Source organism: Campylobacter sp. 1569 (assembly GCF_024723675.1).
In the GTDB taxonomy this organism is placed as follows: Bacteria; Campylobacterota; Campylobacteria; order Campylobacterales; family Campylobacteraceae; genus Campylobacter_D; species Campylobacter_D jejuni_C.
Genome location: NZ_JANQDB010000016.1, coordinates 1 through 24,901 on the forward strand (window position 1 = coordinate 1; position 24,901 = coordinate 24,901).

Annotated in this window: 22 protein-coding genes and 5 tRNA genes; 22 read left to right on the plus strand and 5 right to left on the minus strand. The window is 31.6% G+C overall.

All coding sequences use genetic code 11. The features are described 5' to 3' along the window. Positions 1-544, minus strand: a 544-nt coding sequence (gene yaaA / locus CAMP5060_RS07070; RefSeq protein WP_337218143.1) for a peroxide stress protein YaaA, incomplete at its 3' end; no start/stop codon positions are given. A 91-nt stretch (positions 545-635) separates the two neighbouring features. Here yaaA and CAMP5060_RS07075 point away from each other — a divergent pair. The 20 genes from CAMP5060_RS07075 to fusA all read left to right on the plus strand — a co-directional run bounded on the left by CAMP5060_RS07075 (position 636) and on the right by fusA (position 18,102). Continuing rightward, positions 636-711: transfer RNA gene (locus CAMP5060_RS07075), tRNA-Thr, on the plus strand. Between the two features lie 47 nt (positions 712-758). Further along, a tRNA-Tyr gene (locus CAMP5060_RS07080) sits at positions 759-844 on the plus strand. 7 nt (positions 845-851) lie between these two features. After that, a tRNA-Gly gene (locus tag CAMP5060_RS07085) sits at positions 852-928 on the plus strand. Positions 929-1,033: 105 nt separating this feature from the next. After that, positions 1,034-1,108 (plus strand) — tRNA-Thr (locus CAMP5060_RS07090). Positions 1,109-1,173: 65 nt separating this feature from the next. After that, the gene (gene tuf / locus CAMP5060_RS07095) at positions 1,174-2,373 is read left to right on the plus strand and encodes an elongation factor Tu (protein WP_039617742.1); all 1,200 of its coding nucleotides are present in this window, start codon (positions 1,174-1,176) and stop codon (positions 2,371-2,373) included. 39 nt (positions 2,374-2,412) lie between these two features. After that, positions 2,413-2,571, plus strand: a complete 159-nt coding sequence (gene rpmG / locus CAMP5060_RS07100; protein WP_039617743.1) for a 50S ribosomal protein L33 — start codon at positions 2,413-2,415, stop codon at positions 2,569-2,571. 21 nt (positions 2,572-2,592) lie between these two features. Continuing rightward, a tRNA-Trp gene (locus CAMP5060_RS07105) sits at positions 2,593-2,668 on the plus strand. A 16-nt stretch (positions 2,669-2,684) separates the two neighbouring features. After that, positions 2,685-2,867: a preprotein translocase subunit SecE gene (gene secE / locus CAMP5060_RS07110; RefSeq protein ID WP_039617745.1), complete on the plus strand. Its 183-nt coding sequence runs from the start codon at positions 2,685-2,687 to the stop codon at positions 2,865-2,867. 1 nt (position 2,868) lies between these two features. Then, entirely contained in the window at positions 2,869-3,402 is a 534-nt protein-coding gene (gene nusG / locus CAMP5060_RS07115; protein WP_087684660.1) for a transcription termination/antitermination protein NusG, read from the plus strand. 27 nt (positions 3,403-3,429) lie between these two features. Further along, on the plus strand, positions 3,430-3,855 hold the full coding sequence (gene rplK / locus CAMP5060_RS07120; protein WP_012661181.1) for a 50S ribosomal protein L11: 426 nt from the start codon (positions 3,430-3,432) through the stop codon (positions 3,853-3,855). Positions 3,856-3,919: 64 nt separating this feature from the next. Then, on the plus strand, positions 3,920-4,621 hold the full coding sequence (rplA, locus tag CAMP5060_RS07125) for a 50S ribosomal protein L1 (protein ID WP_337218144.1): 702 nt from the start codon (positions 3,920-3,922) through the stop codon (positions 4,619-4,621). Between the two features lie 154 nt (positions 4,622-4,775). Next, positions 4,776-5,255 carry a 50S ribosomal protein L10 gene (gene rplJ, locus CAMP5060_RS07130; RefSeq protein WP_039617749.1) on the plus strand — a complete coding sequence of 160 codons (480 nt, stop codon included), beginning with the start codon at positions 4,776-4,778 and terminating at the stop codon, positions 5,253-5,255. A gap of 20 nt (positions 5,256-5,275) precedes the next feature. Then, positions 5,276-5,653 carry a 50S ribosomal protein L7/L12 gene (gene rplL / locus CAMP5060_RS07135; RefSeq protein ID WP_012661184.1) on the plus strand — a complete coding sequence of 126 codons (378 nt, stop codon included), beginning with the start codon at positions 5,276-5,278 and terminating at the stop codon, positions 5,651-5,653. 97 nt (positions 5,654-5,750) lie between these two features. After that, positions 5,751-9,884, plus strand: coding sequence for a DNA-directed RNA polymerase subunit beta (gene rpoB / locus CAMP5060_RS07140; RefSeq protein WP_337218147.1), 4,134 nt, complete (start codon positions 5,751-5,753; stop codon positions 9,882-9,884). Then, positions 9,877-14,430 carry a DNA-directed RNA polymerase subunit beta' gene (rpoC, locus tag CAMP5060_RS07145; protein WP_087700294.1) on the plus strand — a complete coding sequence of 1,518 codons (4,554 nt, stop codon included), beginning with the start codon at positions 9,877-9,879 and terminating at the stop codon, positions 14,428-14,430. The genes rpoB and rpoC overlap by 8 nt, the downstream gene beginning before the upstream one ends. A 160-nt stretch (positions 14,431-14,590) precedes the next feature. Beyond that, positions 14,591-14,689, plus strand: a complete 99-nt coding sequence (locus tag CAMP5060_RS08345; RefSeq protein ID WP_412175586.1) for a CatA-like O-acetyltransferase — start codon at positions 14,591-14,593, stop codon at positions 14,687-14,689. 200 nt (positions 14,690-14,889) lie between these two features. Next, on the plus strand, positions 14,890-15,030 hold the full coding sequence (locus CAMP5060_RS08350) for a hypothetical protein (protein WP_141085245.1): 141 nt from the start codon (positions 14,890-14,892) through the stop codon (positions 15,028-15,030). 62 nt (positions 15,031-15,092) lie between these two features. After that, positions 15,093-15,476 (plus strand): 30S ribosomal protein S12, encoded by a 384-nt coding sequence (gene rpsL, locus CAMP5060_RS07150; RefSeq protein ID WP_012661187.1) that lies wholly within the window; start codon positions 15,093-15,095, stop codon positions 15,474-15,476. 67 nt (positions 15,477-15,543) lie between these two features. Then, the gene (rpsG, locus tag CAMP5060_RS07155; RefSeq protein WP_012661188.1) at positions 15,544-16,014 is read left to right on the plus strand and encodes a 30S ribosomal protein S7; all 471 of its coding nucleotides are present in this window, start codon (positions 15,544-15,546) and stop codon (positions 16,012-16,014) included. 12 nt (positions 16,015-16,026) lie between these two features. Continuing rightward, the gene (gene fusA / locus CAMP5060_RS07160) at positions 16,027-18,102 is read left to right on the plus strand and encodes an elongation factor G (protein WP_039617755.1); all 2,076 of its coding nucleotides are present in this window, start codon (positions 16,027-16,029) and stop codon (positions 18,100-18,102) included. A 32-nt stretch (positions 18,103-18,134) separates the two neighbouring features. Here fusA and CAMP5060_RS07165 read toward each other — a convergent pair whose 3' ends face one another. The 4 genes from CAMP5060_RS07165 to putP all read right to left on the minus strand — a co-directional run bounded on the left by CAMP5060_RS07165 (position 18,135) and on the right by putP (position 22,589). Further along, complete coding sequence (locus tag CAMP5060_RS07165) at positions 18,135-18,617, minus strand: pyridoxamine 5'-phosphate oxidase family protein (RefSeq protein ID WP_214100629.1); 483 nt, start codon at positions 18,615-18,617, stop codon at positions 18,135-18,137. Positions 18,618-18,679: 62 nt separating this feature from the next. Continuing rightward, a complete protein-coding gene (locus CAMP5060_RS07170; protein WP_337218145.1) occupies positions 18,680-20,050 on the minus strand; it encodes a hemolysin family protein in 1,371 nt (456 codons plus the stop codon). 79 nt (positions 20,051-20,129) lie between these two features. Further along, positions 20,130-21,110: a putative transporter gene (locus CAMP5060_RS07175; protein ID WP_039668130.1), complete on the minus strand. Its 981-nt coding sequence runs from the start codon at positions 21,108-21,110 to the stop codon at positions 20,130-20,132. Next, positions 21,111-22,589 carry a sodium/proline symporter PutP gene (gene putP / locus CAMP5060_RS07180; protein WP_337218146.1) on the minus strand — a complete coding sequence of 493 codons (1,479 nt, stop codon included), beginning with the start codon at positions 22,587-22,589 and terminating at the stop codon, positions 21,111-21,113. Between the two features lie 144 nt (positions 22,590-22,733). Between putP and CAMP5060_RS07185 the strand changes: the two genes are divergently transcribed. Together CAMP5060_RS07185 and modB are read left to right on the plus strand one after the other, a co-directional pair. Further along, a complete protein-coding gene (locus CAMP5060_RS07185; protein ID WP_214100633.1) occupies positions 22,734-23,939 on the plus strand; it encodes a saccharopine dehydrogenase family protein in 1,206 nt (401 codons plus the stop codon). Between the two features lie 35 nt (positions 23,940-23,974). Further along, a complete protein-coding gene (modB, locus tag CAMP5060_RS07190; protein WP_087700304.1) occupies positions 23,975-24,652 on the plus strand; it encodes a molybdate ABC transporter permease subunit in 678 nt (225 codons plus the stop codon). Positions 24,653-24,901: the final 249 nt, after the last annotated feature.

The following is a 24,901-nucleotide window of genomic DNA, read 5'->3' on the forward strand; positions in this document are numbered from 1 at the left end:
TAATAAAGGGTTGCTTAATGGTATAAAATTTTTCATAAAATTTAGCTCTAAGATCAATTATCAATTCATTTTCTAAAAATTTATCAACTTCATTAGAAAAATTATCTTTATAAAATTTTTCTATATTAAAATTCTTAATTTTCTCTCCTTGTTTTAATTTATAATAAGGTATTAAATCTTTTGCTAAAATAGGACCAAAAAGATTAGAAAATATCAAAACATTCTCATCTATGTATTTTTTTGAAATCTCACTTAAATTTTCATAGTCTAAATAATCAAAAGCAACTCCATTGTATCTTTGGATAGCTTTAATTGTATCTTTTGTTAAAATATCTTGAATTAATTCTTGCATTTCATTTTTATCTTTTATACCAAAAAACTTTTCGAGTTCTCCTTCATTGCATTGTTTTATATGATTTTTATATTTTGCAAGCACTTCCAATCTTTTACTATATAAATTAATAAAAACAAAAGAGTTTTCATTTATACAAGTTTGCATGCTTGTTTTATTTTTGCATTCGCTAGGTGAAAATAAAATTTTCATATTCAATCCTTTATTTTTTAAAAATTATACAAAATTATTCAAAACACTTGACATTAATTTAAAATTACATTATAATTCAACTTTATTTTTTGCTGGTTTAGCTCAGTTGGTAGAGCAGCTGCCTTGTAAGCAGCAGGTCGGGGGTTCAAGTCCCTTAACCAGCTCCATTGTTAATAGCAGTGTTTGACCAGAAATAAAAAGCATTTTTATTCATGGTGAGTTACTCAAGTGGCCAACGAGGGCAGACTGTAAATCTGCTGGCTTTCGCCTTCCGTGGTTCGAATCCACGACTCACCACCATTGCTTTGCGGGAGTAGCTCAGTTGGCTAGAGCATCAGCCTTCCAAGCTGAGGGTCGCGGGTTCGAGTCCCGTTTCCCGCTCCAACCTAATTTTGGTAGAGTGAAACTGGGAGCTGTTTTTTAAATTCAGAATTTCTAGCAGTTTCAATTTCCAAAATTTTATAATTTATGTTTTTAATTTTTCTGAGCGCTCGTATGGCTCAGAGGTAGAGCACTCCCTTGGTAAGGGAGAGGTCGCGGGTTCAAGTCCCGCTATGAGCTCCATTGATTTCAAAAGATTATAAAACATAAATTAGTATTTGTTTGTAAATTTTATATGGAGGAAAAAGATGGCTAAAGAAAAATTTTCACGTAATAAGCCTCACGTAAATATTGGTACTATTGGTCACGTTGACCACGGTAAAACTACTTTAACAGCTGCTATCTCTGCTGTTCTTTCAAGAAGAGGTTTGGCTGAGCTTAAAGATTATGATAATATCGACAATGCTCCTGAAGAAAAAGAGCGTGGTATTACTATTGCAACTTCTCACATTGAGTATGAAACAGAAAATCGTCACTATGCTCACGTAGACTGCCCAGGTCACGCTGACTATGTTAAAAACATGATTACTGGTGCTGCTCAAATGGATGGTGCTATTCTTGTTGTTTCTGCTGCAGATGGCCCAATGCCACAAACTAGAGAGCACATCTTACTTTCTCGTCAAGTAGGTGTACCATATATCGTTGTTTTCATGAACAAAGCTGATATGGTTGATGATGCTGAATTATTAGAACTAGTTGAAATGGAAATTAGAGAATTATTAAGTTCTTATGACTTCCCAGGAGATGACACTCCAATTATTTCAGGTTCTGCTTTACAAGCTCTTGAAGAAGCAAAAGCTGGACAAGATGGTGAATGGTCTAAAAAAATCCTAGATCTTATGGCAGCAGTTGATGAGTATATCCCAACTCCAGCTCGTGATACAGATAAAGATTTCTTAATGCCAATTGAAGACGTATTCTCAATTTCAGGTCGTGGTACAGTTGTTACTGGTAGAATTGAAAAAGGTGTTGTTAAAGTTGGTGACACTATTGAAATCGTTGGTATTAGAGAAACACAAAGCACTACAGTAACTGGTGTTGAAATGTTTAGAAAAGAAATGGATCAAGGTGAAGCAGGTGATAACGTAGGTGTTCTTCTACGTGGTACTAAAAAAGAAGATGTTCTTCGTGGTATGGTTCTTGCTAAGCCAAAATCAATTACTCCACATACTGACTTTGAAGCAGAAGTTTATATTTTAAATAAAGATGAAGGTGGTCGTCACACTCCATTCTTTAATAACTATAGACCACAGTTCTATGTAAGAACAACAGATGTTACTGGTTCTATCCAACTTGCAGAAGGCGTTGAAATGGTTATGCCAGGTGAGAATGTTAGAATTACTGTAAGTCTTATTGCACCAGTTGCACTTGAAGAAGGTACTCGTTTTGCTATCCGTGAAGGTGGCCGTACTGTTGGTTCAGGTGTTGTATCTAAAATTATTAAATAATCATAAGCGAGATTTTATCTCGCTTTTTAAGGAATAAAAATGAGAATTAAAGTTGGCTTGAAATGTGAAGAGTGCGGTGATATTAATTATAGTACTTTTAAAAATAGTAAAAATACAACTGAAAAATTAGAATTAAAAAAATATTGCCCAAGATTAAAAAAACATACAGTTCATAAAGAAGTTAAATTAAAAAGTTAAGGCTTTTATATAAAAGCCCTTAGGGCAATAGCTCCAACGGTAGAGCGCCGGATTCCAAATCCGATGGTTGGGGGTTCGAATCCCTCTTGCCCTGCCACAAAATAAGGTAAAATATGGAAAAACTAATAACTTATTTTAAATTGTCAAAAGCCGAATTATCAAAAGTTATTTGGCCTTTAAAAGAGCAAGTTAGAAATGCTTATATTACAGTTTTTGTAGTTGTTACTGTTGTTTCATTATTTTTAGCATTAGTTGACTTGATTATGTCATTTTCATTATCTAAGATTATAGGATAAAATAATGAATCATAAATGGTATGCAATTCAAACTTATGCAGGTAGTGAAATGGCTGTAAAAAGAGCCATAGAAAATTTAGTTAGAGATCATGGAATTCAAGAGCAATTGCTAGAAGTGATTGTTCCAACTGAAGATGTGATCGAATTTAAAAATGGTAAAGAAAAAATAAGCGAAAGAAGTTTATATTCAGGCTATGTATTTGCCAATATTGACTTATCAACAGAACTTTGGCATAAAATTCAATCTTTGCCAAAAGTTGGTCGTTTTATAGGGGAAAGTAAAAAACCAACCCCATTGAGTGAAAAAGATATCAATCTTATTTTAGAAAAGGTGAAAAATAAAGCAGCACCTAAACCTAAAATTTCATTTGATAAAGAAGAAAGTGTAAGAATAACCGAAGGTCCTTTTGCAAACTTTGTAGGTATTGTAGAAGAATATGATATGGTTAGAGGAGTTTTAAAGCTAAATGTTTCAATATTTGGTAGATCAACTCCAGTAGAGATCTTATACTCTCAAGTTGAAAAAATAGTTTGATAATATAGCAAGTAAAGGAGAAAGGTTATGGCTAAAAAAGTCGTAGGAGAAATAAAATTACAAATAGCTGCTACTAAGGCTAATCCATCACCTCCAGTTGGTCCTGCTTTGGGTCAACAAGGTGTTAATATTATGGAATTTTGTAAAGCATTTAATGAAAGAACAAAAGATATGGCTGGTTTTAATATTCCAGTTGTTATTACTGTTTATGCAGATAAAAGCTTTACATTTATCACAAAACAACCACCAGCTACAGATTTAATCAAAAAAGCTGCAGGTATTTCTAAAGGTGCGGATAATCCTTTAAAAAACAAAGTAGGTAAATTAACTAAAGCACAAGTTTTAGAAATTGTTGATAAAAAAATAGCTGATATGAACACAAAAGATAGAGAACAAGCTGCTAAGATTATTATGGGTTCTGCTCGTTCTATGGGTGTTGAAATCGTAGATTAATACTCTTTACCGCCAAGAGTTTAAAAAGGCGGTAGCACTTTATATAAAATGCGGAGAAAAATTAATGTCTAAAAATACTAAAAGATTTACAGAATTATTAAAAAAAATTGATTTAAATAAAAATTACTTAATGGATGAAGCAATAAGCACAGTTAAAACTCTTGCTTCTGCTAAATTTGATGAAACAGTTGAAATTGCTTTAAAATTAAATGTTGATCCAAGACATGCAGATCAAATGGTAAGAGGTAGTGTAGTTTTACCTTGTGGTACAGGTAAAAAAGTGCGTGTTGCTGTTATAGCAAAAGATGCAAAAGCTGATGAGGCAAAAAATGCAGGTGCTGATATAGTTGGTAGTGATGATTTAGTAGAAGAAATTCAAAAAGGAAATATGAATTTTGATGTTTTAATTGCTACTCCAAATTTGATGGGTTTAGTTGGTAAAGTAGGTCGTATTTTAGGACCTAAAGGTTTGATGCCAAATCCTAAAACAGGTACTGTGACAATGGATGTTGCACAAGCTGTGAATAATGCTAAAAATGGTCAAGTTAACTTTCGTGTTGATAAACAAGGAAATATCCATGCAGGTTTAGGTAAAGTTAGCTTTACTCAAGAGCAATTAAAAGAAAATATGACAGCATTTGTAAAAGCTATTAATAAACACAAACCAGCTGCTGCAAAAGGAAGATATATTAAAAATGCTAGTCTTTCTTTAACTATGAGTCCTTCTCTTTCTCTTGATACTCAAGAATTACTTGATACAAAATAAAATTAATGAGAGTTTTACTCTCATTAATAAAAATTAGATAAGATAATAACTTTTATTTTATCTAATTTTTATCTTAGATTGGAGATAGCCGAGGTCCTAGGACTTAATTAGATTTTCTGCTCTGCTTGAAATCACCGGTCGGAAAGGAGTAAAGATGACTAAAAGCCAAAAAGTTGAACTTGTTTCTAAACTTGAAGAAGGTTTTAAAGCTAGTGAAGCTGTTGTAGTTTGTAACTATAAGGGTTTAAACACTAAAAAACTTGAAGAGTTAAGAAATAATGCGAGAGAAATGGATGTTAAAGTTCAAATTATTAAAAATACTTTAGCAAGTATTGCTCTTAAAAATGCCGGCAAAGATGGAATGGAACTTAAAGATACTAATATTTATCTTTGGGGTGAAGACCAATTAAATGTTTCAAAAGTTGCTGATAAATTTAGCGAAGCTAATCAAGCATTTGAGATCAAAACTGCATTTATCGAAGGCGAAGTTGCTTCTGTAGATAAAGTTAAAGCTTTAGCTAAAATGCCTTCTCGCAATGAATTACTTGCTATGCTTTTGCAAGTTTGGAATGCACCAATCACCAATTTCACAATTGGATTAAATGCATTAAAAGAAAAAAAAGAAGCTGAATAAAATTATAAAAAGGATAAAAAATGGCAATTACTAAAGAAGATGTATTAGAATTTATTTCTAACCTAAGTGTTCTTGAGCTTTCAGAATTAGTAAAAGAATTTGAAGAAAAATTTGGTGTTTCTGCTGCTCCAGTTATGGTTGCAGGTGCTGCTGTTGCAGGTGCTGCTGGCGGTGCTGCTGAGGAAAAAACTGAATTTGATATTGTATTACAAGATGGTGGTGATAAAAAAATCAACGTAATTAAAGTTGTTCGTGCATTAACTGGTCTTGGATTAAAAGAAGCAAAAGACGCAGTTGAGCAAACTCCATCAGTTCTTAAAGAAGGTGTTAGCAAAGCTGAAGCTGAAGAAGCTAAAAAGCAACTTGAAGAAGCTGGCGCTAAGGTTGAGCTTAAATAATTTTTTGTTTTTTAAAAGAAAGGATTATATATCCTTTCTTGTTTTCCTTTAATTAAGGATTCTTTCTTTCAATACTTTTACCATGGGGTATAATAATATGTTAAATTCACAATCAGGAAATCGTTTAAGAATAGACTTCTCGAATGTTCCACAACAAATAGACATTCCAAATTTATTACAATTACAAAAAAAGAGTTTTGATTATTTTTTAAATTTAGATGCAAAAAATTCAGAAAGCGGAATTGAAAAAGTATTTAAATCTATCTTTCCAATCCATGATCCGCAAAATAGATTAAGTTTAGAATATGTAAGTAGTGAAGTAGGTAAGCCTAAATATACCATTAGAGAGTGTATGGAAAGAGGCTTGACTTATTCTGTAAATTTAAAAATGAAAATCCGTTTAACTTTACATGAAAAAGATGAAAAAACGGGTGAGAAAATTGGTATAAAAGATATTAAAGAACAAGAAATTTATATTAGAGAAATTCCTTTAATGACAGATAGAATTTCTTTTATTATCAACGGAGTAGAAAGGGTTGTAGTTAATCAGCTTCATAGAAGTCCAGGTGTTATCTTCAAAGAAGAAGAAAGTTCTACTGTTGCAAATAAATTAGTATATACAGCTCAAATTATACCAGATCGTGGTTCTTGGCTTTATTTTGAATATGATGCTAAAGATGTACTTTATGTACGTATCAATAAAAGAAGAAAAGTTCCTATTACAATTTTATTTAGAGCGCTTGGTTATAAAAAACAAGATATTATAAAATTATTCTACCCTATACAAACTATTCATGTAAAAAAAGATAAATTCTTAACCGAATTTAATCCAAATGACTTTTTAGATAGAGTTGAATATGACTTAAAAGATGAAAAAGGCAATGTAATTCATCAAGCTGGTAAAAGAATGACAAAGAAAAAGGCAGAACAGCTTGTAAAAGATGGTGTTAAATGGGTTGAATATCCAGTTGAAATTTTAACAAATAGATATTTAGCTAATCCTATCATTAATAAAGAAACCGGTGAGGTTTTATATGATTCTTTAACACTATTAGATGAGGGAAAACTAGCAAAAATTAAAGAAGAAAAACAGTTTGATATTGCAAACGACTTAGCTAATGGAGTAGATGCTGCTATTATTAATTCTTTTATTCAAGATAATGAAACTTTAAAATTATTAAAACAAACAGAAAATATAGAAGATGAAAATGATTTAGCAGCTATTAGAATTTATAAAGTGATGAGACCAGGTGAGCCTGTAGTAAAAGATGCTGCAAAAGCTTTTGTGAATGATTTATTTTTCAATCCTGAAAGATATGACCTAACAAAAGTTGGTCGTATGAAAATGAACCATAAATTAGGTTTAGACACACCTGAATATGTTACAGTTTTAACTAATGAAGACATAGTAAAAACTGCAAAATATTTAATTAAAGTAAAAAATGGTAGAGGGCATATTGATGATAGAGACCATTTAGGTAATCGCCGTATTAGATCAATTGGAGAGCTTTTAGCGAATGAACTTCATGTAGGTCTTGCTAAAATGCAAAAATCTATTAGAGATAAATTTACGGCTTTAAATGCAGATATTGATAAAGTAATGCCTTATGATTTGATCAATCCTAAAACAATTACTGTAACAATTATGGAATTTTTTACCGGTGGTCAATTATCTCAATTTATGGATCAAACAAACCCATTGAGTGAAGTAACTCACAAGCGTCGTTTATCTGCACTTGGTGAGGGTGGTTTAGTAAAAGAAAGAGCAGGTTTTGAAGTGCGTGATGTCCATGCAACGCATTATGGAAGAATTTGTCCTGTTGAAACTCCAGAAGGTCAAAATATCGGTTTGATTAATACACTTTCAACTTATGCTAAAGTAAATGATTTGGGTTTTGTTGAAGCACCTTATAAGAAAGTAGAAAATGGTAAAGTAAGCAATGAAATTATTTATTTAACCGCTACTCAAGAAGAAGGTTTAGTGATTGCAGCGGCTTCAACTAAAATTGATGAAAAAGGCAATATTGTTGAAGAATTTGTTGAAGCAAGGCAAGATGGTGAAACTATCTTAGCAAGAAGAGAAGAAGTGCATTTGATTGACCTTTGTTCAGGTATGATAGTAGGGGTTGCGGCATCTTTAATCCCATTCTTAGAGCATGATGATGCAAACAGAGCTTTGATGGGTTCAAACATGCAACGTCAAGCAGTGCCTTTGCTAACTGCACAAGCACCTATGGTGGGTACTGGTATGGAAAAAATCATTGCACGCGATGCTTGGGAAGCTATTAAAGCTAAAAGAGCGGGGATTGTAGAAAAAGTTGATAATAAAAATATTTTCATTTTGGGTGAAGACGAAAATGGACCATTTATTGATCATTATAAAATGGAAAAAAATTTAAGAACTAACCAAAATACAACTTTTACCCAACATCCGATTGTGAAAAAAGGCGAATTTGTTCAAGCAGGTCAAATTATTGCAGATGGTCCAAGTATGGATCAAGGTGAACTTGCTATTGGTAAAAATGCCTTAATCGCATTTATGCCATGGCATGGATATAACTATGAAGATGCTATTGTAATTAGTGAGAAAATTTTACGCGAAGATACTTTTACTAGTGTTCATATTTATGAAAAAGAAGTAGAGGCTAGAGAACTTAAAGATGGCGTAGAAGAAATTACAAAAGATATTCCAAATGTAAAAGAAGAGGATCTGGCACATCTTGATGAGAGTGGTATTGCTAAAATAGGAACTCATATCAAACCTGGTATGATTTTGGTAGGTAAGGTTTCACCTAAGGGAGAGGTAAAACCTACACCTGAAGAAAGATTATTAAGAGCCATTTTTGGTGAAAAAGCAGGACATGTTGTAAATAAATCTTTATATGCAACTGCTTCATTAGAAGGTGTTGTTGTAGATGTAAAAATCTTTACTAAAAAAGGTTATGAAAAAGATGCACGTGCTATAAAAGCTTATGATGATGAAAAATTAAACCTTGAAAAAGAACACCATGATAGACTTTTAATGATGGATAGAGAAGAAACTTTAAGAGTTTGTTCTTTGCTTTCTAAGTCGCCTTTAAATTCAGATGAAGAAATAAATGGTGTTAAGTATAAAAAAGGTTCTAAAATAGAAATTACAGAACTAGAAAAAATTAATCGTTTTGCATTAAATTCTTTAGTTAAAGCTTATTCTAAAGAAGTGCAAAAAGAATATGATGATTTAAAAAATCACTTCCAAAATGAGAAGAAAAAACTTAAATCTGAGCATGATGAAAAATTAGAAATTTTAGAAAAAGATGATATTTTACCAAGTGGAGTAGTAAAACTTGTTAAAGTTTATATTGCAACCAAGAGAAAGTTAAAAGTTGGAGATAAAATGGCAGGGCGCCATGGAAATAAAGGTATTGTATCTAATATCGTTCCAGAAGTTGATATGCCATATTTACCTGATGGAAGACCTATTGATATAGCTTTAAATCCTCTAGGGGTTCCAAGCCGTATGAATATAGGACAAATTCTTGAAAGTCACTTGGGAATTGTTGGTATGAGACTAGGTGATCAAATTCAAGAAATTTTTGATAGAAAACAAAAAGATTTTGTAAAAGAATTACGCGAAAAAATTCTTGAAATTTGTAGTGTATCTAGACTTGAGCTAGAAAAGAAATTTGTGCAAACTTTAAATGATGAGCAACTTATTTCTTATGCTAGAGATTGGGCTAAAGGAGTAAAATTTGCTACTCCTGTATTTGAGGGTGTAACGGTTGAAGAATTTGGTAAGCTTTTTGAAATGGCTAAAATAGCTATGGATGGAAAAAGTGAACTTTATGATGGAAGAACTGGTGAAAAAATGGCAGAGCGTGTGCATGTTGGGTGTATGTATATGCTTAAACTACACCACTTAGTAGATGAAAAAGTTCACGCAAGAAGCACCGGACCTTATAGTCTTGTAACACAACAACCAGTTGGTGGTAAAGCGTTATTTGGTGGACAAAGATTTGGTGAGATGGAGGTTTGGGCTCTTGAAGCTTATGGAGCAGCTCATACTTTAAGAGAAATGTTAACCATAAAATCTGATGATGTTGAAGGTAGATTTAGTGCTTATAAAGCTTTAACAAAAGGTGAGAATGTTCCAGCAACAGGTATTCCAGAAACATTCTTTGTACTTACAAATGAATTAAAATCTCTTGCTTTAGATGTTGAGATTTTTGATAAGGATGAGAATAATGAGTAAATTTAAACCTATCGAAATAAAAGAAGATGGCAGACCTAGAGACTTTGAAGCTTTTCAATTAAGACTTGCAAGTCCTGAAAAAATCAAATCATGGTCTTATGGGGAAGTAAAAAAACCAGAAACGATTAATTATAGAACTTTAAAGCCTGAAAGAGACGGGCTTTTTTGTGCTAAAATTTTTGGACCAGTAAGAGATTATGAATGTCTTTGTGGTAAGTATAAAAAAATGCGCTTTAAAGGCATTAAGTGTGAAAAATGTGGTGTTGAAGTTACTAGTTCTAAAGTACGTCGTTCAAGAATGGGGCATATTGAATTAGTTACACCAGTAGCTCATATTTGGTATGTAAATTCATTACCAAGTCGTATCGGTACTTTGCTTGGTGTAAAGATGAAAGATTTAGAGCGTGTATTGTATTATGAAGCATATATAGTAGAAAATCCAGGTGATGCATACTATGATAATGAAAATACTAAAAAAGTTGAATTTTGCGATGTATTGAATGAAGAGCAGTATTTAAATTTAATGCAACGCTATGAAAGTAGTGGATTTAGGGCTAGAATGGGTGGCGAAGTTGTTAGAGATTTACTAGCAAATTTAGATCTTGTTGAGCTTTTAAATAAATTAAAAGAAGATATTGCAGCAACTAATTCAGAAGCAAAGAAAAAAACTATCATTAAACGCTTAAAAGTGGTAGAAAATTTCCTAAATAGTAATTTAAATAGCAATACAAATATTGATGAAGTTGTACCTAATCGTCCTGAGTGGATGATGATTACAAATTTACCTGTATTACCACCTGATTTAAGACCTTTGGTTGCTTTAGATGGTGGAAAATTTGCAGTTTCTGATGTGAATGATTTATACAGAAGAGTTATCAATAGAAATACGCGTTTAAAAAGACTTATGGAGCTTGATGCGCCTGAAATTATCATTAGAAATGAAAAAAGAATGCTACAAGAAGCAGTTGATGCTTTATTTGATAATGGTAGAAGAGCAAATGCGGTTAAAGGTGCAAATAAACGTCCATTAAAATCTTTAAGTGAAATTATCAAAGGTAAACAAGGTCGTTTTAGACAAAATCTACTTGGTAAAAGGGTGGATTTTTCAGGTCGTAGCGTTATTGTTGTTGGGCCAAAACTTAGAATGGATCAATGTGGTTTACCTAAAAAAATGGCTTTAGAATTATTTAAGCCACATTTATTAGCTAAGCTTGAAGAAAAAGGTTATGCTACCACTGTAAAACAAGCTAAAAAAATGATAGAAAATAAAACCAACGAAGTTTGGGAGTGTTTAGAAGAGGTTGTTAAAGGTCATCCTGTAATGCTTAACCGTGCTCCAACCTTGCATAAGCTTTCCATCCAAGCTTTCCATCCTGTGCTTGTAGAGGGTAAAGCAATTCAACTTCATCCATTAGTATGTGCAGCGTTTAATGCTGACTTTGATGGGGACCAAATGGCTGTGCATGTGCCTTTATCTCAAGAAGCAATAGCTGAATGTAAAGTATTAATGCTCTCATCTATGAATATCTTGCTTCCAGCAAGTGGTCGTTCTGTGACTGTGCCTTCTCAAGATATGGTTTTGGGGATTTATTATCTATCTTTAGAAAAAGATGGTGCTAAAGGTGAGCATAAAATTTGTACAGGTATTGAAGAGGTTATGATTGCCCTAGAAGCAAAATCTTTAGATATTCATGCAAGTATTAGAAGTGTGGTTGATGGTAGAAAAATCACAACAACTGCAGGTAGATTGATTATTAAGTCTATCTTACCTGATTTTGTTCCTGAAAATATGTGGAATAAAGTCATGAAGAAAAAAGATATTGCGGCTTTGGTTGATTATGTATATAAAGAAGGTGGCCTTGAAGTAAGTGCTAGCTTTTTAGATAAACTAAAAGATCTTGGTTTTGAATATGCAACAAAAGCGGGTATTTCTATTTCAATTGCTGATATTATTGTGCCTGATCAAAAGCAAAAAAGTATAGAAGAAGCTAAAAAACAAGTAAGAGAAATTCAAAATTCATATAATTTAGGTTTGATTACTTCAGGCGAAAGATATAATAAGATTATTGATATTTGGAAAAGTACTAATAATGTCTTATCAAAAGATATGATGGAGTTAATTAAAAAAGACAAAGAAGGGTTTAACTCTATTTATATGATGGCAGATTCTGGTGCTAGGGGTTCAGCAGCTCAAATTTCACAGCTTGCTGCGATGAGGGGTCTTATGGCTAAACCTGATGGTTCTATTATTGAAACACCGATTATTTCAAACTTCCGTGAAGGACTAAACGTTCTTGAATATTTCATTTCAACTCACGGTGCTAGAAAAGGTCTTGCAGATACAGCGTTAAAAACAGCAAATGCAGGTTATTTGACAAGAAAGCTTATTGATGTTGCGCAAAATGTAAAAGTTACAATGGAAGATTGCGGTGCACATGAGGGTGTTGAGATTAATGAAATCACTGCAGATGGTGTTGTAATTGAAACCTTAGAAGAAAGAATTTTAGGAAGAGTTTTAGCTGAGAATATTATTGATTCTATTACTAATGAAATTTTATTCTCAGAAGGTACTTTAGTAGATGAGGAAAAGGCTAGAATTATTGTTGAAAGTGGCGTAAAGAGTGTAAGTATTAGAACTCCTATTACTTGTAAAGCTAAAAAAGGTGTATGTTCTAAATGCTATGGTATTAACCTAGGTGAGGGCAAATTAGTTAAGCCAGGTGAGGCTGTAGGTATTATATCTGCTCAATCAATCGGCGAGCCAGGAACGCAGCTTACACTAAGAACTTTCCACAGTGGTGGTACTGCTAGTACAGATTTACAAGATCGCCAAGTAGTGGCACACAAAGAAGGTTTTGTAAGATTTTATAATCTTAATACCTATGAAGATAGACAAGGTAAAACTATAGTGGCTAATCACCGTAATGCTGCTATTTTACTTGTTGAGCCAAAAATAAAAGCTCCATTTAAGGGAACTATCCATATTGAACATGCGTATGAAGATGTGGTTGTTAGCGTTAAAGCAAAAAATAATGAAGCTAAATTTATATTAAGAAAATATGACTTAGCTAAAGCTAATGAGCTTGCAGGTGTAAGTGGTAATATCGAAGGTAAATTATATATTCCATATAGTGATGGTGATGAAGTAGCTGAAAATGAAAGTATTGTAGAAGTAATCAAAGAAGGTTGGAATATACCAAATCGTATCCCTTATGCGAGTGAATTGCTAGTAAAAGATGGAGATCCTATCACTCAAGATATTATAGCTGGTGCAAAAGGTACTTTGAAGTTTTATATGCTTAAAGGGGATGGTTTAGATAGAATTAGAAATCTCAAAAAAGGCGATGTGGTTAAAGAAAAAGGTGTTTTTGTTGTTATTGCTGATGAAAATGATAGAGAAGCAAAAAGACATTATATACCAAGAGAATCTGTGATTGAATTTGACGATAGTGCTTTTGTAGATAATCCTAAAACCATCATAGCAAAATCAAGCAAAGAAGATAAAACTATCATTGCTGAATGGGATGCGTATAATAATACTGTAATTGCAGAAGTTGCAGGTACAATTAATTTTGAAGATATTGAGTCAGGTTATAGTGCTGATGAGCAAATTGATGAGGCAACTGGCAAAAGATCACTTGTAATTAATGAGTATTTACCAAGTGGGGTGCGTCCTGCATTGTTAATCATAGGTAAAAATGATAAAGTAGTACGTTATCAACTTGAACCAAAAACTGTTATTTATGTAAATGATGGCGATAAGGTTAAACAAGCTGATATCTTAGCTAAAACTCCAAAGGCAGCAGCTAAGTCAAAAGATATTACTGGAGGTCTTCCAAGGGTATCTGAATTGTTTGAAGCAAGAAAGCCGAAAAACACTGCTGTTGTGGCTGAGATTGACGGGGTTGTTAGATTTGATAAACCTTTAAGATCAAAAGAAAGAATTATCATCCAAGCAGAAGATGGAAGTAGTGCGGAGTATTTGATTGATAAATCAAAACGCATTCAGGTAAGAGATGGTGAATTTATTCATGCAGGTGAGAAATTAACTGATGGGGTTATTTCAAGTCATGATGTGCTTAGAATTTTAGGTGAAAAAGCATTGCATTATTATCTTATTTCTGAAATTCAGCAAGTTTATCGTGGTCAAGGTGTTGTGATTTCTGATAAGCATATTGAAATTATTGTATCACAAATGCTAAGACAAGTAAAAATTGTTGATAGTGGTCATACAAACTTTATTGTAGGTGATTTGGTTTCAAGAAGAAAATTCAGAGAAGAAAATGAAAGAATTTTAAGATATGGTGGTGAACCTGCTGTGGCTGAGCCTGTATTGCTTGGGGTTACAAGAGCAGCTATTGGAAGTGATAGTGTGATTTCGGCTGCTTCATTCCAAGAAACAACAAAAGTTTTAACAGAAGCAAGTATTGCAGGTAAATTTGATTACCTTGAAGATCTAAAAGAAAATGTCATCTTAGGTCGTATGATTCCTGTTGGAACAGGTCTTTATGGGGATCAAAATTTAAAGCTTAAGCAACAAAATTAATTTTTTAATCCTAGCAATTTTGCTAGGATTTTTTTTTAAAGTATTTATGTTTAAAATAATTGATTTAGAACAATATAAAAGAAAAGGACATTTTAATTTTTATACTCAAAATATTTCTTGTTTGCTTGAGTTAAATTAAATATTAATTCTTTTTGCTATTTTGTTAAAAACAATAATTTATAAATTCTATCCTTGTTTTATTCATACTATTAGTAAAAGTATAAATGCTTTTGATAATTTTAAATTTAGTTTAGATTAAAATAAACAACTAATATATTATGATACTATCCATCTTTCTTATACTATGTTATAAGGACTCTAAGACTTTTTTGTTCTTTAGATTTTCTATAAAAATAAATTATTTTTTATCTTTATATGAAGAGAATAAACAATTAATAAAAAACAATAAAAGTATGTTTTTAAAGGAATTTATAGATAATCTTTTAATATTTCTTTCCTATTACAACAAGAGGAAAAATTATAAAAGAAAATAAAAAATTTCTCATTCCTTTTGGTATTAATGTTAATCATGTCACTAATGATGCTTATCGCATTCATTTGTTTTTAGAAAAACTCCAAGAAAACCTTAATAGTTTATAATTTTATAAGTAAAATTTAGATATTATCCAAAGTTTATTATTTTATTAATGAAAGGAATTACTGTGCCAACCATAAATCAATTGGTTAGAAAAGAGCGCAAAAAAGTTTTAGAAAAATCTAAATCACCAGCGCTTAAAAATTGCCCACAAAGAAGGGGAGTTTGTACTAGGGTTTATACAACAACTCCTAAAAAACCAAACTCAGCGTTAAGAAAAGTTGCCAAAGTAAGACTTACAAGTGGCTTTGAAGTTATTAGTTATATCGGTGGTGAAGGTCATAACCTACAAGAACACAGCATTGTTTTAGTGCGTGGTGGTAGGGTAAAAGACTTACCAGGTGTTAAGTATCACATTGTTCGTGGTGCCTTAGATACTGCAGGTGTTGCAAAAAGAACTGTTTCTCGTTCTAAATATGGTGCAAAACGCCCTAAAGCAGCAGCTAAGTAATAAGATTGCAGACAAATCCGTTAGATTTGATTTTGTTTGAGTAAAATTATAAATTTGAAGGAAAATTATGAGAAGAAGAAAAGCTCCGGTAAGAGAAGTCTTGCCAGATCCGATTTATGGAAACAAAGTAATCACAAAATTCATTAATTCTTTAATGTATGATGGTAAAAAAAGCACAGCTACTACTATTATGTATGGTGCTTTAGAAGCTATCGATAAAAAAGGTGGAGAGAAAAAAGGCATAGAAATTTTTAATGATGCTATTGAAAATATTAAGCCTTTATTAGAAGTTAAATCTCGTCGTGTTGGTGGTGCTACTTATCAAGTGCCAGTAGAAGTACGCCCAGCTAGACAACAAGCTTTAGCTATAAGATGGATTATTTCTTTTGCTAGAAAAAGAAGTGAAAGAACTATGATTGAAAAATTAGCAGCTGAATTACTAGATGCAGCTAATAGTAAAGGTGCTTCATTTAAGAAGAAAGAAGATACTTATAAAATGGCAGAAGCTAATAAAGCATTTGCTCATTATCGCTGGTAAGAGGAGTAAAATATGTCAAGAAGTACTCCTTTAAAAAGAGTTAGAAATATAGGTATCGCAGCTCATATTGATGCAGGTAAAACAACTACTAGTGAAAGAATTCTTTTCTTTACAGGTATGAGTCATAAAATTGGTGAGGTGCACGATGGTGCAGCTACAATGGACTGGATGGAGCAAGAAAAAGAAAGAGGTATTACAATTACTTCTGCTGCTACAACTTGTTTTTGGAAAAATCACCAAATCAACCTTATAGACACTCCAGGCCACGTTGACTTTACAATCGAAGTTGAAAGATCAATGCGTGTTTTAGATGGTGCTGTTGCAGTATTTTGCTCAGTAGGTGGAGTTCAGCCACAATCAGAAACTGTTTGGAGACAAGCTAATAAATACGGTGTTCCTAGAATTGTTTTTGTAAATAAAATGGATAGAATTGGTGCAAATTTCTTTAATGTTGAAGAACAAATTAAAAATCGCTTAAAAGGTAATCCAGTTCCACTTCAAATTCCAATCGGTGCTGAAGATAACTTCAAAGGTGTGATTGATCTTATCACTATGAAGGCTTTGGTATGGGAAGATGAAAATAAACCAACTGATTATGTAGAAAAAGAAATTCCAGCTGAACTTAAAGAAAAGGCTGAAGAATATCGTACAAAAATGATAGAAGCAGTTTCTGAAACAAGCGATGAGTTAATGGAAAAATACCTAGGCGGTGAAGAGCTTACTCAAGAAGAAATCAAAGCAGGTATTAAAGCAGGATGTTTAAGTCTTTCTATGGTTCCTATGCTTTGCGGTACGGCTTTTAAAAACAAAGGTGTTCAACCATTGCTTGATGCTGTTGTTGCTTATTTACCAGCTCCTGATGAAGTTGCTAATATCAAAGGTGAATACGAAGATGGCACAGAAGTTTCTGTAAAATCAACTGATGATGGTGAATTTGCAGGTCTTGCATTTAAAATTATGACTGACCCTTTTGTTGGGCAATTAACCTTCGTTCGTGTGTATAGAGGAAGTTTAGAAAGCGGTTCTTATGCATACAACTCAACAAAAGATAAAAAAGAAAGAATCGGTCGTCTTTTGAAAATGCACTCTAATAAAAGAGAAGAGATTAAAACTTTATATGCAGGAGAAATTGGAGCGGTTGTTGGTCTTAAAGACACACTAACCGGTGATACTTTAGCAAGTGAAAAAGATAAGGTTATTCTAGAGAGAATGGATTTCCCAGATCCTGTTATTTCAGTTGCTGTTGAGCCTAAAACAAAAGCAGATCAAGAAAAAATGTCTATTGCTTTAAATAAATTAGCTCAAGAAGATCCAAGCTTTAGAGTTTCTACAGATGAAGAAAGTGGTCAAACTATCATCTCGGGTATGGGTGAACTTCACTTAGAAATTATCGTTGATAGAATGCTTCGTGAATTTAAAGTTGAAGCCGAAGTAGGTCAACCTCAAGTTGCTTACCGTGAAACTATTAGAAAAACAGTTGAGCAAGAATACAAATACGCTAAACAATCAGGTGGTCGTGGACAATATGGTCATGTATTCTTAAGACTTGAGCCACTTGAGCCAGGTAGTGGATATGAATTTGTAAATGATATCAAAGGTGGAGTAATTCCAAAAGAGTATATTCCAGCAGTTGATAAAGGTGTTCAAGAAGCATTACAAAACGGTGTTTTAGCAGGATACCCTGTTGAAGATGTTAAAGTAACTGTTTATGATGGAAGCTATCACGAAGTGGATTCTTCTGAAATGGCATTTAAACTTGCAGCTTCTATGGGCTTTAAAGAAGGTGCTAGAAAAGCAGGTGCTGTAATCTTAGAACCTATGATGAAAGTTGAAGTTGAAACTCCAGAAGAATACATGGGTGATGTTATTGGTGATTTAAATAAACGTCGTGGCCAAGTAAATTCAATGGATGAAAGGGGTGGTAATAAAATTATTACAGCATTTTGTCCTTTGGCTGAGATGTTTGGTTACTCAACCGATCTTAGAAGTCAAACTCAAGGTCGTGCTACTTATTCTATGGAATTTGATCACTATGATGAAGTTCCAAAAAACGTTTCTGAAGAAATTATCAAAAAAAGAAATGGTTAATCTATCAAGATGAGCTTATTGCTCATCTTGAATTATTTATGTCCTTTTGAATTAATTAAATTAATTACTCCTTCATTAATTTCATATGCTTTTCCAAAACCTTTAACATATCTTCCATTTTTCAGTATAAGTTGAAATAAATGAAAATCTTTCATATTTTTAATGGCTCGGATTATTTCTTTATTGTTTTCATTTTCATAAGTATTTAATACTTGCTCAAAGAGTTGATTATCTCTTGTTATTTCTATGCATTCTATTCTAAATTTAAGTCTTTTTCTTGCAAAGATTGACATGCAATCTTTTTCATCTTCTATAAACATAATTTCTATGTTTTTATTATTGTATTTTACTCCTTCAAAATGCTCAGCAATTTCACTAATATAAATATAAAAGTCATTTTTAATTTTTATAATAGGTGCGTATGAGCATATTGTTTGATTGTTTAAATTTAAAGAAGATATCATAATACTTTTGCATTCTTGCATAAATTGATTAATTTCATCATGTAATTGCATATATTTTCCTTAGGTTAAAATGAATAGATTAAGGGCTGTATGAGAGTAAAAAGAAGAGTTTATCACTCTTCTTCATCAGTATTTTTGCGTACAACTTTAATGCGTTCTATACTATTTCCATCCATCTTTTTGACTTCATAGTAGCAGAATTCATCTTCTATTCTATCTCCAACAACTGGTAAGCGTCCTAAAAGATTGAAAACATACCCACCTATAGTGACTTGTTCTAGTTCATCATTAAAGCGTATATCAAGCATTTCTTCCACTTCGCTAATTTCATACCTTCCTTGAAATTCATAGATGTTTTCTGCAAGTTTTTTAAAATGTGGACTAGAATCATCATGTTCATCGTTAATATCTCCAACGATTTCTTCCATAATATCTTCCATAGTTAAAAGACCGGCTGTGCCACCATATTCATCTACTACTAATGCTGTGTGTACTTGTTCTTTATTCATCATGAAAAGAACTTTAGATATACTAATATTTTCCGGAACTAAGATCATTTTGATTAGAAAATCATCTAAATTTTTCTTATCTTTGCTAAGTTCATTTTGCATAATGTCTCTAATGTGTACCATACCCAAAATGATATCTTTAGAACCATCTATGTATGGAAAGCGTGTGTGTTTATACTGACAAACTATTTGCATATTTTCTTCATAGCTTTTTTGTTTGTTAAGACATATCATATCTTTTCTAGGTGTCATGATTTCTTTTGCTACTGTATCTGAAAAATCAACTGCATTGCGTATGATTTCAGTTTCAAACTCATCTAAAACTCCACCTTTTTGGCTTTCACTTGCAATAAATTTAATTTCTTCTTCAGAGTGGCTTAATTCATGTTCTTTAGCAGGTTTAATACCTATAACTTTTAAAGAAATTGCAGCTAAAAAGTCAAATGTTTTGATAAAAGGTAAGAAAAGTAACCAAAATAAATGCAATGGTCTTGCAACCCATAAAACAGCTTTATCTGCAATAGCGATAGCAACACTTTTTGGAACTAATTCACCTAATACAACATGCAACAATGTGATAATAGCAAAAGCGATAACAAATGCTATAGTATGAATTAATGCCGGAGCTAAGCCTAAATTTGCCAAAGGAATTTCAAGAATTTTAGCAATAGCAGGTTCACCTATCCAACCAAGAGCAAGAGAGCTTAGCGTAATACCAAGTTGGCAAGCACTTAAATAAGTATCTAGTTTTGAAGTTACCTCTAAAGCTTTTTTTGCATTACGTTTTTTTTCTTTTACCATTTCTTCAAGTTTTGATCTACGTACTTTAACAATAGCAAATTCAGATAAAACAAAAAATCCATTTAAAAGCACTAAAGCTAATGCAACAAGAATCATAAAAGTAGAATAGCCTACATCAATCGAGGCAACAGCGGGTAATGTTTGATTTAAGTCTAAAGATTGACTGGGGTCCAAAAAAACTCCTTTAATAAAATTTTTGCAAAATTATATCAAATCAAAACTATAAAATTAGCTTAAAATATAATGATATATTTTAAATTAATTTATGTTTTCTATATTCAATATTTTTTTCAAATTCATCTAAACGTTTATAAATGCTACGCAACTGTGTGATAGTTGTCCAGTTGGTAATAAAAATACTAAACGAAGATCTAACTTGATCAAAAGCATTGCCAACTTGTATGATAATCCCAAGTTGTATAAGTCCTAAAAACAAGCTTGGAGCCATGATTAAAAAAGGCACTATAACCATGATTTGCTCAAACAAATAAAGCCATATATTAAAATACCCATAATGTAAAAATAATCTTTTATAATTGATTTTAAGCCCAGTAAATAAACTTAAAATACTTTCATCGCTTGCATAATTTTTTCTATCATCTTCAGCAAAAACAAGTTCTTTTCTAAAAGCGGCTTCGGCTTTTTGATTGTTATATTCAAGTCCAGGTAATTTGATACCTACAAACCATGATATAACAAGACCTCCTAAAGAAACCAAAAATGCAATCCATACCAAAGAACCATTAATATCTTTTAAAATAGGTAAATTAACATGCGCGCTTAACATCCATAAGATAGGCACAAAAGCAATTAAGGTCATAATTGCTTTGACAAAAGCTAACCCCAAGCTTTCTATGATTTTTGAAAAATTATAAATATCTTCTTGAATTCTCTGTGAGCTACCTTCTATATTGTCATCTTTTTTTTGCCAAAATTTAATATAATCAAAAGTCATAGCTTCGCGCCATTTAAAGGCATAAATACTTCCAAAATATTGTGTGATAGTAGCAATTAATACATAAGGCAATGCTAAATATAAAAACTGTTTAATAAAATGATAAAAGTCATCTATGCTGTGATTTTTTGCATCTTGTAAAACATCATAAAATTCTTTATACCATTCATTTATTGCAACATTAATGGAAGTTTGAGCGAGTAAAGAAGCTAGCAAAAAAAACAAACCTAAATAAGCCCACAATGCCCATTTTTTTGAATAAAAAAAAGATTTAAACATTTAAATTTCTTTTAACATTTTTTCATAGTGTTTTATTGTATGTTTTTTTGCTTTAAAAATTATACTAAAAATCACAATAAAACAACTCGCAACTAAAAATCCGGGGATGATTTCATAAATTGCTATAAAATTTGAACCAAAATGTTTATAAAATATAACAGTTAAAGCCCCACTAACCATTCCAGCTATAGCACCTTCTTTACTCATATTTTTATAAAATAAAGAAAATAAAATAACACTTCCAAAACTAGCGCCAAAACCAGCCCAAGCATAAGAAACTATACTTAAAATTTGACTTTGAGTATCAAGTGAAAGTATAAAAGCTATGCAAGCAACAGCTAAAACACCTAGACGTGATAATAAAGTAATATTTTTATCGTTTGTTTTTCTTTTTAAGATTTGTGTATAAAAATCTTGCACCAAGCTAGAAGCACACACTAGTAGTTGAGAACTCGCAGTACTCATTATAGCTGCTAAAATCGCACTGAGTAAAATTCCTGCCACCCAAGGATTAAAAAGCACTTGAGACATTACAATAAATATTCTTTCAGGGTCATTTAAAGTAAGATTAAATTTGGCTATATAAGCAATACCTAAAAATCCTATCATAGCAGCACCAAATAAAGAAATTACCATCCAAGTTATGCCTATAAAAGTTGCAGTAGGAATTTCTTTTATATTTTTTATAGAAATAAAGCGGATTAAAATATGAGGTTGACCAAAATAACCAAGCCCCCATGCTAGGGTTGATACTACGACCAACCAACCACCACCATCTAAACCAAAGGCTTGGGGCTTTACATCATTTATAGTAGAAAAGGCTTCGCCAAAGCCACCAAGTTCAAAAATCATCACAAAAGGAATGATAATTAATGAACTCATCATTAAAAGTCCTTGTATCATATCAGTCCAACATACAGCTTTATAACCACCTAAAAAAGTATATAAAACAATAACTAAAAATCCAATGCTTAAGGCAAAAATATAAGGTAAATTAAATACACTTTCAAAAAGTTTAGCACCACTTACTAATCCAGCGCTAATGTAAATAGTAAAAAATACTAAAATAACTATTGCGCAAATGCTTCTTAAAATATGCTTATCATCATGAAAGCGACTTTCGAAAAAATCAGGAATTGTAATACATTCTTTGGCTATTTGAGAAAAAATCTTTAATCTTTTAGCAACAAAAGTCCAGTTTAAAAACATACCAAAACTTAAGCCTATGGCTATATAAATTTGTCCTAAACCAGCTGCATATAAAGCACCAGGAAAAGCCATTAAAAGCCAACTACTCATGTCAGAAGCACCTGCACTTAAGGCAGATATTACAGGCCCCATGGAGGCATTACCAACAAAATAATCTTTACTGTTTTGATTTTTTTTGTAAAAATAAAAACCTATAAAAAGCATTAAAAATGCATAGGTGATAAAAGTAATAACAATAGGATAAGAAAGTTCCACACTTTGTAAATTCATAAGTGTCCTTAAAAAATTTAAAAAATTATCATTTTACTTGTTTTATTTTAAAAAAACATTATAAAAATTATTTTTTGTTTTTTTTATTTCAATGCTTTATAAAGTTTTTTTGTTACAATTTTCTAAAAAATTTGAGGAAAATAAATGAAAAATCTTTTGATTATAGGTGCAGGTGGTGTAAGCCGTGTTGCGACTGTAAAATGTGCAATGAATAGTGATGTTTTTAGCAAAATAACTCTAGCAAGTAGAACTAAAAGTAAATGTGATGAAATAGCAACTTTTATAAAAGAGCGTTTAGGTGTAGAAATTCAAACTGAGCAAATAGACGCAGATGACACCGCTGCTGTTGTAGAACTTATCAAAAAAACAGGAGCTGAAATTTTATTAAATGTAGCTTTACCTTATCAAGATCTTACTTTAATGGATGCGTGCATTCAAACTAATATCCACTATGTAGATACTGCAAACTATGAACATCCTGATTTAGCTAAATTTGAATATAAAGAACAATGGGCAAGAAATGATAAGTTTAAACAAGCAGGAATTTTAGGACTTTTGGGTAGTGGATTTGATCCAGGTGTTACTAATGTATTTTGCGCTTATGCACAGCAAAATTTGTTTGATGAAATTCATTATATAGATATATTAGATTGTAATGCAGGTGATCATGGCTATGCCTTTGCAACTAATTTTAACCCTGAGATTAACTTAAGAGAAGTTTCTGCTAAAGGTCGTTACTGGGAAAATGGCAAATGGATAGAAACTGATCCTATGGAAATAAAAATGGAGTGGGATTATCCTGAAGTAGGGGTAAAAGATAGTTATTTGCTTTATCATGAAGAGCTTGAAAGCTTAGTAAAAAATATCAAAGGTTTAAAAAGAATAAGATTTTTTATGACTTTTGGACAAAGTTATTTAACTCATATGAAATGTCTTGAAAATGTTGGTATGCTGGGTATTAAACCTATTATGCATCAAGGTAAAGAAATAATACCAATAGAATTTTTAAAAACCTTACTTCCTGATCCTGCTAGTTTAGGCCCTCGCACCAAAGGTTATACTAATATAGGTTGTGTGATTCGTGGTGTAAAGAATGGAAAAGATAGACAAGTTTATATTTACAATGTTTGCAATCACGAAGAATGCTTTAAAGAAACCGGAGCGCAAGCTGTGAGTTATACTACTGGAGTTCCTGCAATGATAGGAACAAAGCTAATTGCTAAAGGAATTTGGCAAGGAAAGGGTGTGTTTAACATGGAAGAATTTGACGCCAAACCTTTCATGGATGAGTTAAATACCCAAGGGCTTCCTTGGAAAATTATAGAAATGGAGCCAAATTTAGGAAAATAATCTCAAGTCTTTTTTTGACTTGAGAAAGTTTTATAATGACGCAATTATTATTAAGTATAGATTGGATGCCTTTTTTAGTTTCCATAAAACTTTCTATTATTACTTGTATAATTTTGTTTTGTTTTTGCATACCCCTTGCTTGGGTTTTTACTTTTAAGCAATTTAGAGCAAAAAAAATTCTAGAAACTATAATAACCTTACCTTTGGTTTTACCACCATCTGTTGTTGGTTTTTACTTATTGATTTTATTTTCAAAATACTCTTTTTTTGGAGAATTTTTAGAAAAACACTTTAATATCACCTTAGCTTTTACCTTTGAAGGTTTGGTGATAGCAAGTTGTATTTATTCTTTACCTTTTATGTTTAATCCTTTATATAATGCAATGTCTATGATTTCTAAAAATATTATAGAAGCTAGTTTTTCTTTAGGAAAAAATTCTTTCATTACACTTTTAAAAGTAATCTTACCTAGTATCAAACCAGCTATACTCAGTGCTTTGGTAATAAGTTTTGCACATACTATGGGTGAGTTTGGTATAGTATTAATGATAGGTGGTTCTTTAAGCGGAGAAACAAAAGTGGCTAGTATTGCTATATATGAAAGTATGGAAAATTTAGATTTTATCACAGCTCATATTTATAGTCTCATACTTTTAATTTTTAGTTTTATTGTTTTACTAAGTGTGAATCTTCTTAATAAACAAAAAAGATAATATATTTATATTATCTTACAATATAATCAATATTATTGTTTTCATATATTTTGATCATAAATTTATCTAATCATATTTTATCTTTAATTATTTGTTTTTTCTTTTACTTTCTTATTTATTATCTATAATTAAAATATTATTTTTTTTATATTTGACACAAAATTCCCACATTTTTTATAATAACTTATTTTCCATTATTTTTACTAAAAACTCTACTACATGTTATAAGCAAATATTCGCAGCCTCCTT